We start from the raw sequence: 11,990 nt of genomic DNA on the forward strand, positions 1-11,990 counted from the left end.
GGTTGAGCGGGATGACTCAGTTGCTCTTCACCGCATAATCGGGCTTCTTGTCGTTGCCATCGATAAACGGACTCCACGGTTGCGCGCGGATCGGCCCTTCGGTCTGCCACACGACGTTGAACTGACCATCAGCCTGAATTTCGCCGATCATCACCGGCTTGTGCAGGTGGTGGTTGCTCTTGTCCATGGTCAGGGTGTAGCCCGACGGCGCGGCGAAGGTTTGGCCGGCGAGCGCTTCGCGGACCTTGTCGATCTCGGTGGACTTGGCTTTCTCGACCGCCTGCGCCCACATGTGAATGCCGACATAAGTGGCCTCCATCGGGTCGTTGGTCACCGCTTTGTCGGCGCCCGGCAGGTTGTGTTTCTTCGCGTAGGCCTTCCAGTCAGCGACGAACTTCTTGTTCACCGGGTTCTCGACCGACTCGAAGTAGTTCCACGCCGCGAGGTTGCCCACCAACGGTTTGGTGTCGATGCCGCGCAGCTCTTCTTCGCCCACCGAGAATGCCACCACCGGTACGTCGGTGGCTTTCAGGCCCTGGTTGGCCAGCTCTTTGTAGAACGGCACATTGGAGTCGCCGTTGACCGTGGAGATGACGGCGGTCTTGCCGCCAGCGGAGAATTTCTTGATGTTGGCGACGATGGTTTGATAGTCGCTGTGACCGAACGGGGTGTAGACCTCTTCGATGTCCTTGTCGGCCACGCCTTTGGAGTGCAGGAACGAGCGCAGGATCTTGTTGGTGGTGCGCGGGTAGACGTAGTCGGTGCCGAGCAGGAAGAAGCGCTTGGCGCTGCCGCCTTCTTCGCTCATCAGATATTCCACCGCCGGGATCGCTTGCTGGTTCGGCGCGGCGCCGGTGTAGAACACGTTCGGCGACATCTCTTCGCCTTCATATTGCACCGGGTAGAACAGCAGGCCGTTGAGCTCTTCGAACACCGGCAGCACCGATTTGCGCGACACCGAGGTCCAGCAACCGAACACCACTGCGACCTTGTCCTGGGTCAGCAACTGCCGGCCCTTTTCGGCGAACAGCGGCCAGTTCGATGCTGGATCAACCACCACCGGCTCAAGCATCTTGCCGTTGACGCCGCCCTTGGCGTTGATCTCGTCAATGGTCATCAGCGCCATGTCTTTGAGCGACGTTTCGGAGATCGCCATGGTTCCGGACAACGAATGCAGAATCCCCACCTTGATGGTCTCGGCAGCCTGGACAGTCCAGGTCATGCCCATCGCGGCAATAGATGCCGTGAATGTGAAAGCCTTGATCAAACTGCGACGCTTCATTGTGCGATCTCCATGAGCATTTAATTTTTCTGGTTGGCAGATACGGACGACTGAAGGTGTGTTGTGCAAGGGCTGTGCCCGGTCGGGATCGGGCAGGGACATCTCGGTTTAGAGCGGTTGCGCGTTGGCAGGGCGCACCATGAAGGAACGCGGGCGGAGCGTTGGTGCAGATGGCCGCGCCAGATTGGGGCGCGATTTCAAGGGCGACATTGTCCCCTATAGGAGTGAGCCTGCTCGCGATAGCGTTCTGTCATCCGCATTGATGTCGAATGTGTCGCCGTCATCGCGAGCAGGCTCACTCCTACAAGTTGATCTGTGTTGGATCAGCGGCGGCGCATGAGGCCGATGAAGAACACGCCGCCGATGGCAGCGGTGGCGACGCCGATGGGCAGGTCTTCCGGCGCGATCAGGGTCCGGGCGGCGACATCGACCCACACCAGGAACAGGCTGCCGAGCAGCACACAGGCTGGCAGCAGGCGGCGATGTTCGGCGCCGACCAGGCGCCGGGCAATGTGCGGCACCATCAGCCCGACAAAACCGATCGAGCCGCTGATCGACACCAGCACGCCGGTCATCAACGAGGCGATCACAAACACCCGTAAACGCACCGACCGGGCATTCAGGCCGAGGGTCACGGCGGTCTGCTCGCCAGCCATCAGTGCGTTCAGCGGTCGGGCCATACCCAACAGCAAACCGAGGCCAAGCAGCACGCTCAGCGCCGGCACCGCCAGCAGTTCCCAGCGTGCCAGGCCGAGGCCGCCGAGCATCCAGAACATCACCGCCGAGCTGGCGCGGTGGTCGCCCATGAACAGCAGCAGGTTGGCGATCGCCATCATCACGAACGACACCGCCACACCGCATAACAGCAATCGGTCGCTGTCGAGCCGGCCCTGACGGTTGGCAATGCCCAGCACCAGAAACATGCTCAGCAACGCACCGATGAACGCGGCAATCGGCAAGGTCAGCAGGCCAACGATTTCACCAATGTGTAGCACCACGATCACCGCGCCCAACGTCGCGCCGGAAGTGACGCCGAGCAGGTGCGGATCGGCCAGTGGATTGCGCGTCACCGCTTGCAGCACCGCGCCGATCAATGCCAGCCCGGCACCGACCAATGCCCCGAGCAACATGCGCGGCACGCGGATCAGCCAGACAATGTGTTCCTGCCCGGCGCTCCAGCTCACGTCGCCGACGCCGAAGGCCTTGTGCAGCAGAATCCGCCACACCACCTCCACCGGCACCCGCGCCGGACCAAAGCCGAGCGACACCACGCATGACACCAGCAACACGGCGCCGAGGACGGTCAGCAACAGGGCGTAGCGACGGTCGATCATTCGCCGTGGAACCCCTTGGCCAGGGTTTGCACCGCCAGCACGTTATCGATCCCCGGCGTGGCCTGCACGTAAGGGATGACGATGAAACGCTGGTTCTTGATCGCGTCCACTGACTGCAGCGCAGGGTTCTTCAGCAGGAATTCGATCTTCTGCTCGGCGGTGATTTCGCTGTAGTCGACGATCACGATCACCTGCGGATTGCGTTCGACCACGGTTTCCCAGTTGACCCGGGTCCAGCTCGCGTCGACGTCATCGAGAATGTTGCGCCCACCGGCGGCATCGATCAGCGCTTGCGGCATGCCGAGGCGGCCGGAGGTCATGGCGCGGTCTTCGCCGCTGTCGTAGAGGAACACTCGCGGCTTGTCGGCGGGCAGGTCTTTGCGGATTTCGGCGACCTGCTGCTGCATGTCGGCGATCAGCGCGTTGGCGCGATCCTGTACGTCGAAGATCTTCCCGAGGTTGCGCAGGTCGTTGTAGGTGTCCTCCAGCGTCGCCGCCGGGCGCTTCATCACGAAGGCGCAGGATTCGGTCAGTTCATACACGTTGATGCCCAGCGGTTGCAGGGTATGCGGGGTGAGATCACCGCCGACGCGCATGCCGTAATCCCAGCCGGCGAAGAAGAAATCGACGTTGGCGTTGAGCAGGGTTTCCACCGACGGATATTTCGCGGCCAGCTCCGGCAAACCATCGAGCAGCGACTGCATCTGGGGCGTTACCGACTTCCAGCCACTGACGCCGCTGTACCCGGCCATGCGCGGCTTGAGACCGAGGGCGAGCATCATCTGGGTCATGTTGATGTCGTGACTGACCGCATGCTTCGGCGCCTCGCTGAAGCTCACTTCGCGGTTGCAGCTATGAATGGTCAGCGGGTATTTCGTGGCTTCGGCCAGGGCTTGGGCACTGCACAACAAAAGAGCGACGCAAAGCAGGGAACGCACAGTCATGGTCGGGTTATCCAGGTGATTCGCGGGTAGCCGTGGAGGGGGTGGGAATCGATCAAGGCTTCGACACCGAACACGCCGCGCAACAGTTCAGTGGTGAGCACCTCTTGCGGCGTACCGCTGGCGACGATGTGCCCGTGGTTGATCACGTAGAGTCGGTCACAGAACGCGGCGGCCAGATTCAGATCGTGGATGCTGGCGAGGGTGCCGATCTGCAGGCGCTTGACCAGTTGCAGCAGCTCGAGTTGATAACGCGGGTCGAGGTGGTTGGTCGGCTCGTCGAGGATCAGCAGTTGCGGTTGCTGAGTCAGGGCGCGGGCGAGGATCACTCGCTGTTTTTCACCGCCGGAAAGGGTGGCGAACGCGTGGTCTTCGAAGCCGTCGAGGCCGACTGATTTGAGCGCTTGCGTCGCAAGATTGCGATCTTCCTGCGTGTCACCATCGAACAGGCCTTTGTGTGGTGTACGGCCCATGGCGACAACCTCTTCGACGGTCAGGCCGAAGGCATCGGGGAATTCCTGCAGGACCACGGCGATGCGTTGTGCGCACCAGCGTGAGGACTGCTTCCACACGTTGTGGTGATCGAGTCTGACCTCGCCGCTTTCCGGCTGGCTGAAGCGATAGGCACAGCGCAGCAGGCTGGTCTTGCCGCTGCCGTTGGGGCCGATCAGACCGACAAACTCACCGGCGGCCACCTGCAACGAGGCGTCACGCAGCTGGAACTGGTGATGGCAGTGGCCGTGGCCCATAGGTGTCCAGGCGAGGTTGGCGAGGTTTAGCGAGGTCATCACATTCCTGAGTTCAGTAAATCATTTGTGGCGAGGGGATTTATCCCCGATCGGCGGCGAAGCCGTCGCAAACCGATGAATACGGTCTTCTGATAAACGGTGATTACAGGTTTTGGGACCGCTGCGCGGTCCATCGGGGATAAATCCCCTCACCACAAGAGTGTTTCAACTTTTAAAAGGTGTAATCCGCGGTGACGAAGAACGATCTCGGCTCGCCGAGAATCCATTGCTGGCCCTCATTGTATTGGCTTTGCGCGTACTGGCGGTCAAACAGATTGTTCACTTGCAGGCCCAGCGTGGTATTGCGCAAGGCTTGCCACGACAGCGTGGCATCGACCACGGTGTAGCTTGGCAGCTCGTTGCGGTTGGCCATGTCGGCGTAGCGCGCATCGACATAGCGCACGCCGGCGCCGGCCTTCAGGTCATCGCTCAGTTTTTTGTTCAGCCACAGATTGGCGGTGCGCCGGGGCACGTCCACCGGGCGGTTGCCGTTGTACGAAAGGGTTTGCCCGTTGACCACCTCGGAGAAATCATCGTACTTGGCCTGCACAATCGCGGCGTTGGCCTGCAGTTGCCAGGCGTGGGGCAATTGCAGGTCGAGGCTGGCTTCCAGGCCATTGGACGATTGCTGACCGACTTGCTGCTTGAGCGTCGGGTTGCCCGGATCGTCCGTCAGCAGCTTCTTTTTGACGATGCGATAGGCCGCCAGGGTGAACTCGCCGCGCTGATCCCAGAACAACTGTTTCATGCCGATCTCGGTCTGGCGTGCGGTCGACAAGTCGTACTGCTGCTGGCTCGGGCTCAGGGAGATCAGGCCGCCGATGCCGTCGGTGCTGGTCGCGACCTGCCCGTAGAACGAAGTGTCGGGCGTCAGCGCAAACACCAGTCCGGCCTTCCAGTTGTTACCGGTCAGGGTCTTGTCGCTCTGGCTGCCGTCGATCAGATTGTTGCGATCAACGTGCACGTAATCGCGGCGCACACCGGTCACCAGCGACCAGCGTTCGCTCAGTTGCGTACGGTTTTCGGCGAACAGCGACATCTGTTTCGTGGTGCTGTCGAACTGATCGCGGTACGGATTGGCGCTTGCGAAATAGCCCGGCTGCGGGTGATACAGGTCCAGCGCCTGGCCGTTCGGCAACACGTCGTTGAACGGCGAGTTGCTGTTGAGCTGGAAGCGGATGCGGTTGTAATCGACACCGGTCACGGTCTGGCTGTCGAGGTCGAACAGCGAGTGCTTGAAGGTGAAGGTCTGGCGGTCGCCGACCTGCTCCTGCTTGTGCCCGATACCGAAGTAGCCGCTGCGGCTCAATTGCCGGGTGTCGCGATCGAAGTTGTAGTTCTCGGCGTTCTGCCAGCGGCGCTGGGCCTTGAGGTAGTACAACTCGTTGCTGGCACTGAGCGCATCGTTGATCTGCCAGTCAGTGGTCAGACGCGTCCACTGATCGTTGTAGTGCTGCTGGTTGTCGCGCACGTTGTAGTTCTTGTTGCGCAGGCTGTCCTGCAACCGGCCGTTGATCAGTGGCGTGCCGAAGTAGTTCTGTGGGCGCTGGTCACCGTAGTCGTGGGCGAAGGTGAAAGCCAGATCATCGGTAGCCTGCCAGCGCAGGGCGGCGCTGATGAAGTCGCTGGAGGAGTCGCCGCGATCGATCCAGCCATTGCTGCGCAGACGATTGAGATTGAGGCGATAGCTCAGGGTGTCGGTCAGTGAGCCGCCGCTGTCGAACGCCTGCTGCTGGCGGTCATACGAGCCGTAGCCGACGCGCAGATGGTTTTCGATTTCACCGCTGAACGGCTTCTTCGGGATCACGTTGACCACCGCACCGGTCGCGCCTTCGCCGTACAGCACTGAGGCCGGGCCGCGCAGCACGTCGACGCGCGCCACCGACCAGGTGTCGACCGGAAAGGTCACGGTGCCCATGCCGGTGTACATGCGGTTGCCGTCATACAACTGCATCACCGAACTCTGCCCGGTAAAACCGCGCGCCTGCAACGAGGTGCCGCCATCGCCGGGAGTACCGGTGCGGCTGATGCCGGTGCTGCGCGACACGGCGTCCTGCACGTTGCGATCGCCACGGGCACGCACTTGTTCGCCACTGAGGCTTTCGACACTGGCCGGGGTTTCCATGGCCGTGAGGTTCAGGCGTGAACCGGCGGTGGTCGGCGTGGTCAGGCTGAGGCTTTCGTCGTCCATGGCCGGTGCGCTGATCGTGCCGATAGGCAGCGTCAGCGGTTGGCTATCGGCATTGGCGTTGTTCAGGGCGAACAGGCAGAGGCTGGACAAGAGGTACTTGTTCATCGGGGTGGTGAATCACTTCTTCAAAAGAAACCCCGCAGCTTTTGGCCGCGGGCAGAGTGGCAAATATGGGTTATACAGTAACACTAAAAAATGCCGGCGTATAAGAGCCGGCAGTTTAAAGAACTGTCTAAACCGCGCATCTCGCCTGTTTCATGATGAAGTTGAGGCAGATTCAGGTTGGCGCCCCAGGCGCGACAACAGCACTCGATCCAGCAACCAGACCACCACCAGCGAAGCCCCCACCAGCGGAAAAATCACCGCCAGCACCAGCATGATCGCCACGCCGGTTTTCCATTTCGGCAGGTCATGACGTAGCGGCGGCACACCGAACTTGCCCTGTGGTCGGCGCTTCCACCAGATCACCACACCGCTGACGGCGCTGAGCAGAATCATCAGGCAGATCAGCAGCACGACGATCTGGTTGAAGGTGCCGAACATCTTGCCTTCATGCAGCATCACGCCGATTTCCGTGGCCCGTGCCACCGCGCCGTACTGCTCGAAACGCACATCGGCGAGGACTTTGCCGGTGTACTGATCGATGTGCAGGGTGGCGTCGTTGCGCGGGTCGTCGGCGAATACGGCAATGGTGAACACCCCGCTGGCGGTGGTCGGCAGGGTAATGCTGTAGCCCGGCTCGACCTTGCGTTCAATCGCGATGTTCTGCACCTCTTGCAGGCTGATCGCGGGTGCGGCGGGGCCGTGTTGCATGCCGCCGTGGGCCATGTGCTCGGCATGGTCGCCGGACATCGGCATCGGCGTGTTTTCCATTGCCCATGGCACGGTCTGGCGCGCGGCGTTGTTGAGGCTGCCGGCCTCGATGTCGGAGGTCGGTACGTTGTTCCACATGGCGGCCGGGAACACGTTCCAGACCTGGGCGTACTGCTTGCCCCAGAAGCCGGTCCAGGTCATGCCGCTGAGCAGCATCACCAGCAGCAAGGCCGCGCCCCAAAACCCGGTGACCGCGTGCAGGTCACGCCACAACACCCGACCGCGACTGTTCAGCCGTGGCCACAAAATGCCGGCGGACTGACCTCGCGGCCACCACAGGAACACCCCCGACACCACCAGCACCACGCCCCAACCGGCGGCGAGTTCGATCAGGCGGTCACCGACCGTGCCGATCATCAATTCGCCGTGAATGGCGCGGGCGACGGCTTGCAGATTCTGCTTGGCATCCTGCTCGCCAAGGATGTCGCCGTGGTACGGATCGATGAACACGTTGAGTTCATGACCTTCGTTCTTCACCACGAATTGCGCGCTGCGTTCGGCATTCGCCGGCGGCAGGTACTGGGTGATCTGGCCCTGTGGATAAGCGCTTTTCACCCGTTGCAGCAGCTCATCGGCCGACACCGTGTGATGCCCGGCCGGAACCTTGAGCAGGCTGCTGTACATCAGGGAATCGAGCTGCGGTTTGAACAGGTAGATGATGCCGGTCAGGGCCAGCATCACCATGAAAGGGGCGACGAAAAGACCGGCGTAAAAATGCCAGCGCCAGGCCGTGTTATAGAAGTTCGGTTTGGGCTTTTGCATCACGTGTGCTCCGCTTGGCTTGGATCTTTTAGTTGTTCTGTATCGGTAGCGTCATCGCTGCACTCCTGTGGGAGCGGGCTTGCTCGCGAAGACGGCGGCACGCTCAACATTGTTGGCGCCTGATACACCGTTTTCGCGAGCAAGCCCGCTCCCACAAAGGCAGGGTGTGCCTCTTTGTCAGAAACTCATGTCGACCTTGGTCCAGAGCGTGCGCCCCGGCTCATTGATCGCTTGCGGGTCGTTGGCCGGGTAGCCGAAACCGGCGTTGCCCGCCAGGTTCAGGTGTTCGGCGTAAGCCTTGCCGAACAGGTTGTCGACGCCGGTACTGACCTTCCAGTTCTTGTTGATCCGGTAGGCACCGTTGAGCGAGAACACGCCAAAGCCGCCGCTCTTGTCGTAGTCCTTGCCGACCACGTTGCCCTTGTTCTGATCGATGCGGTTTTGCGCCGCGACCACGCGCCACAGCGCTCCGGCGCTCCAGTTGTCTTCGCTGTAGGTGAGGCCGAAACGCGCATCCAGCGGGGGCATCTGCGGCAGGGCCTTGCCGTCGCTGCTGTTCTTGCCCCAGGCGTAGGCCAGGGTCGCGTCGGCTTTCCAGTTGTCGGTGAGTTTGTACGCAGCGCCGAGTTCGCCGCCCATGATCCGCGCGTCGATGTTTTGTGCGCGGGAGGTGCTCATGCCCATCATCGTCGGCGTGTAGTCGAACAGGATGTAGTCACGCACCACGCCGATGTAGCCCGAGGCCCAGGCTTCGAGTTCGGCGGTCTTGTAGTTCACGCCAAAGTCGAACTGGGTGGTCTTTTCCGGTTTGATCGAGTCGAAGGCATTCAACGAACCTGCCGGGCCGGACTTGGGTGAAAACAGCTCCCAGTAATCCGGGAAGCGCTGCGCGTGGCCGAGGCCGGCATAGAGCGTTGTCGGGCTGTCAGCGAGGTCATGCTCGTAACGCACGAAGCCGCTGGGCAGGGTGTCGGCACGGGTGTCGTCGGCGGTCGGATTCGGCCGGCTCATCATCCCTGAGCCGATTCTCTGCCGGTAGTCCTTGGCCGAAGCGCGGTCGACCCGAGCGCCAGTGATCAGGCGATCACGGTCAGCGGCGTACCAGGTCATTTCGCTGAACACGCCGTAGTTATGGAAATCGGCGTCCTTGGTGTACGGCTGATCCTTGTAAGTGTCGATACCCATGCCACTGCGCTGGCGGTGCTCGTTGGTCTGCGCGTCAAGGCCGGTGATCAACTGGATGTCGGCCCAGCGCCAGGTCGCCTTGATCCGCGCGCCGAGGGTGCGGCGATCAACGTTGGACGCCATCGGCCCGGCCATCATCCCGGTGCCGGACGGCGTGCGCAGGGTGTAGTTGTCCATCACGTGGTCGGCGTAGTTGTAGTAGACCTGTGCTTCAAGTTTCTCGAGCACGTCAGTGATGTTGGATTTTTCGAAGCGCAGCCCGAGGCTTTCACGCAGGAACTGCGAACCGTCCATGCCGCGTCCGGCGTAGCGCGCTTCGCCGTCGCCCTTGCCGGCAGTGAGTTCGATCAGGGTGTCGGCGTCCGGGGTCCAGCCGACGGCGATGTCACCGTTCCATTTGTCGTAGCGCGACGGCACGGTGTCGTTGTTGCCGTCGCGATAGTCGTCGGAGTGCGCGGTGTTGCCGATCACCCGCACGTAGCCCAACGGCCCGCCGGCGGCGGCGTCGACGACCTTGTCGAAGCGCCCGTTGGAGCCGGCCAGCACGCTGGCGTTCACCCGGGTACCGAGTTCGCCGAAGCTTTCCGGTTCACGATCGAACAGCACCGTGCCGGCCGATGCGCCCGGGCCCCAGAGCACGGTTTGCGGGCCTTTGATCACCGTGAGTTTGTCGTAGGTTTCCGGCGAGATGTACGAGGTAGGTGCATCCATGCGGCCAGGGCAGGCACCGAGCAGCATGCTGCCGTTGGTGAGGATATTCAGGCGCGAACCGAACATGCCGCGCAGTACCGGATCGCCGTTGGTACCGCCATTGCGCACCAGGGCAAAGCCTGGAATGGTCTTCAGATAATCGCCACCGTCGCTGGCCGGCACCGGTTGGCGCGGGTCCTTGGGGTTGGTGACGATGGTCAGCGGTGAGCTGGGGGCGATCGCGGTGATCACCGTTGGACTCAACATTTCAGAGTGGCTGGCAGGGTCGTTGTGACCGGTGTGGTCATCGGCCAGCACCAGCGGGGACAGCAGGACGCCGCAAAGGACGGCGGTAGCGTGCGAGAAACGAATGCGCGATTCGTTCAAGTCGAAGGACGCCTGAGCAGCGCTCAAGCGTGGAACAGCAGAAAACCTGGACATGACAATTTCCATCAAACAGTCGTAAACGACACGGCCGGCAGCCTGAAGCTGTCTTCTCAACCGTGTGCAATCAAAGGTGCGGTGTTTACGCGGTGATGGGCGGGGCGCGGGTGCGGGCGCCGGGGAAGAAGGTTTGCCGGGCATGACCCAGGCGCGGGGAGGGCGGGGTGAAGGTGTTGACGTGAGCGATGCTGAACGTGGCGAAGCTGCCGCCACCGGTCAGTGCCGGGCAGTTGAACAGCAGGCTGCAATAACCGCATTTTTCCCACAGGGCGTGGTGCGAGGATTGCGGCGGGCAATGTTCGGCGCTGGGCTGTGCATCATGACCACCGTGATCCATGCCGGGCATGGCCATCGACATGTCCATGCTCATCGGCATGGAAGTCGAGGCGTGCTGATCCATCGGCATCGACTGAGAAATCAGCGGGCCGATGAAGATCATCAACATGGCGAACAGGGCGATCCAGCTACCGCGAGTCAGAGTCTGGCTCTGGCGATGCAGGCTGGACGCCCCGGCGCGTTGCGAGCGCACGGGCGTGGTCAGCCGGATCGATTACTGGGCGTGCTCGTGCTCGGGCACCGCGTGCGGTGGTTTCTTCTGCACCGCGACCTCGACGGTGACGTTGCCGGACTTCTCGAAATGCAGGGTCAGCGGGAAGCGTTTGCCGTCGCTGAGCAGGCTGCGGTCTTTCGGGTTGAGCAACATCACGTGATAAGCCATTGGCGCGAACGTCACCTTGCCGCCGGCTGGAATCATCACGTTGGGCACCTGCTGCATCTTCATCAGATCGCCCTGCATCACATGCTCGTGCAGCTGCGCTTGGTCAGTGATCGGCGAATCGACGCTGAGCAGGCGGTCGTCGGTCTTGCCGGGGTTGCTGATCACGAAGTAGGCGGCGACGGTCGGCGCGTTGGGCGGCAGTTCCTGCGACCACGGGTGAGCGATTTCCAGCTCGCCGGCCTTGTATTCGTGGGCATGGGCGAAGCACGCCGGCAGCAACAGCGCAGCGATGACGATGAGTTTGTTCAACATGGCAGTTCTCCAGAACGATTTGAAACGCAGGTCAATTGCGAGAACAAATCAAACCAGAGGCGAGGCGCGGGGATTGAGGCTCGGCCATTGCTGGCGCGGTGTCGGCGTTTGCAACGAGGGCGCTGCCACGCTGCGATTGCTTTCGTAACGGGCGAAATACAGCTGCGGTGCATGGCCCGGCAACGCCACCAGCGGCGCGGAACCCGAGCAGCACCAGCAATGCTGCATGTTCGAATGGGTGTCGTTGGACGGGGCTTTCTGCTCCGTGGTGCCGATATTGATCGCCACCATCTTCGTCCCGCTGCCGGTGCAGAAACTGCTCCACAGCAATTGTTCGGCCGGTGAATTGGCCGCCTGCGCCATCGCCCCGGTCATCGGCATGGCGAGCATGTTGAACAGCACTGCAAAGCAGGCAATCCAGGCAATGGCTAGCCGGTGTTGGTTCATGGGACAGATCCGTTGGGTGGGCG

General features: G+C 61.9%; 10 protein-coding genes. All 10 read right to left on the reverse strand.

Annotated features, from left to right (window positions below):
- Positions 1 to 16 precede the first annotated feature (16 nt).
- A complete protein-coding gene (gene urtA, locus QMK55_RS16520) occupies positions 17 to 1,282 on the reverse strand; it encodes an urea ABC transporter substrate-binding protein (RefSeq protein WP_320329573.1) in 1,266 nt (421 codons plus the stop codon).
- Between the two features lie 323 nt (positions 1,283 to 1,605).
- Positions 1,606 to 2,616, reverse strand: a complete 1,011-nt coding sequence (locus QMK55_RS16525; protein ID WP_102354364.1) for a FecCD family ABC transporter permease — start codon at positions 2,614 to 2,616, stop codon at positions 1,606 to 1,608.
- Entirely contained in the window at positions 2,613 to 3,560 is a 948-nt protein-coding gene (locus QMK55_RS16530; RefSeq protein ID WP_102354365.1) for an ABC transporter substrate-binding protein, read from the reverse strand. Before QMK55_RS16530 ends, QMK55_RS16525 begins: the two co-directional genes overlap by 4 nt.
- On the reverse strand, positions 3,557 to 4,345 hold the full coding sequence (locus QMK55_RS16535) for an ABC transporter ATP-binding protein (RefSeq protein WP_320329574.1): 789 nt from the start codon (positions 4,343 to 4,345) through the stop codon (positions 3,557 to 3,559). Before QMK55_RS16535 ends, QMK55_RS16530 begins: the two co-directional genes overlap by 4 nt.
- A 172-nt stretch (positions 4,346 to 4,517) precedes the next feature.
- A complete protein-coding gene (locus QMK55_RS16540) occupies positions 4,518 to 6,641 on the reverse strand; it encodes a TonB-dependent receptor (RefSeq protein ID WP_320329575.1) in 2,124 nt (707 codons plus the stop codon).
- 150 nt (positions 6,642 to 6,791) lie between these two features.
- On the reverse strand, positions 6,792 to 8,171 hold the full coding sequence (locus tag QMK55_RS16545) for a PepSY domain-containing protein (protein ID WP_320329576.1): 1,380 nt from the start codon (positions 8,169 to 8,171) through the stop codon (positions 6,792 to 6,794).
- A 177-nt stretch (positions 8,172 to 8,348) separates the two neighbouring features.
- Positions 8,349 to 10,487 carry a TonB-dependent copper receptor gene (locus tag QMK55_RS16550; RefSeq protein WP_320329577.1) on the reverse strand — a complete coding sequence of 713 codons (2,139 nt, stop codon included), beginning with the start codon at positions 10,485 to 10,487 and terminating at the stop codon, positions 8,349 to 8,351.
- 85 nt (positions 10,488 to 10,572) lie between these two features.
- Positions 10,573 to 11,019 (reverse strand): DUF2946 domain-containing protein, encoded by a 447-nt coding sequence (locus tag QMK55_RS16555; RefSeq protein ID WP_320329578.1) that lies wholly within the window; start codon positions 11,017 to 11,019, stop codon positions 10,573 to 10,575.
- 21 nt (positions 11,020 to 11,040) lie between these two features.
- The gene (locus QMK55_RS16560) at positions 11,041 to 11,520 is read right to left on the reverse strand and encodes a copper chaperone PCu(A)C (protein ID WP_320329579.1); all 480 of its coding nucleotides are present in this window, start codon (positions 11,518 to 11,520) and stop codon (positions 11,041 to 11,043) included.
- A gap of 48 nt (positions 11,521 to 11,568) precedes the next feature.
- The gene (locus QMK55_RS16565) at positions 11,569 to 11,967 is read right to left on the reverse strand and encodes a DUF2946 domain-containing protein (protein WP_320329580.1); all 399 of its coding nucleotides are present in this window, start codon (positions 11,965 to 11,967) and stop codon (positions 11,569 to 11,571) included.
- Between the last annotated feature and the right edge of the window lie 23 nt (positions 11,968 to 11,990).

This window comes from Pseudomonas sp. P8_229 (genome assembly GCF_034008635.1).
GTDB lineage: Bacteria > Pseudomonadota > Gammaproteobacteria > Pseudomonadales > Pseudomonadaceae > Aquipseudomonas.

Bases quoted from the DNA above. Each gene is read 5' to 3' on its own strand.
- urtA (WP_320329573.1), bottom strand. From the start codon at position 1,282: ATGAAGCGTCGCAGTTTGATCAAGGCTTTCACATTCACGGCATCTATT.
- QMK55_RS16525 (WP_102354364.1), bottom strand. From the start codon at position 2,616: ATGATCGACCGTCGCTACGCCCTGTTGCTGACCGTCCTCGGCGCCGTG.
- QMK55_RS16530 (WP_102354365.1), bottom strand. From the start codon at position 3,560: ATGACTGTGCGTTCCCTGCTTTGCGTCGCTCTTTTGTTGTGCAGTGCC.
- QMK55_RS16535 (WP_320329574.1), bottom strand. From the start codon at position 4,345: ATGACCTCGCTAAACCTCGCCAACCTCGCCTGGACACCTATGGGCCAC.
- QMK55_RS16540 (WP_320329575.1), bottom strand. From the start codon at position 6,641: ATGAACAAGTACCTCTTGTCCAGCCTCTGCCTGTTCGCCCTGAACAAC.
- QMK55_RS16545 (WP_320329576.1), bottom strand. From the start codon at position 8,171: ATGCAAAAGCCCAAACCGAACTTCTATAACACGGCCTGGCGCTGGCAT.
- QMK55_RS16550 (WP_320329577.1), bottom strand. From the start codon at position 10,487: ATGTCCAGGTTTTCTGCTGTTCCACGCTTGAGCGCTGCTCAGGCGTCC.
- QMK55_RS16560 (WP_320329579.1), bottom strand. From the start codon at position 11,520: ATGTTGAACAAACTCATCGTCATCGCTGCGCTGTTGCTGCCGGCGTGC.
- QMK55_RS16565 (WP_320329580.1), bottom strand. From the start codon at position 11,967: ATGAACCAACACCGGCTAGCCATTGCCTGGATTGCCTGCTTTGCAGTG.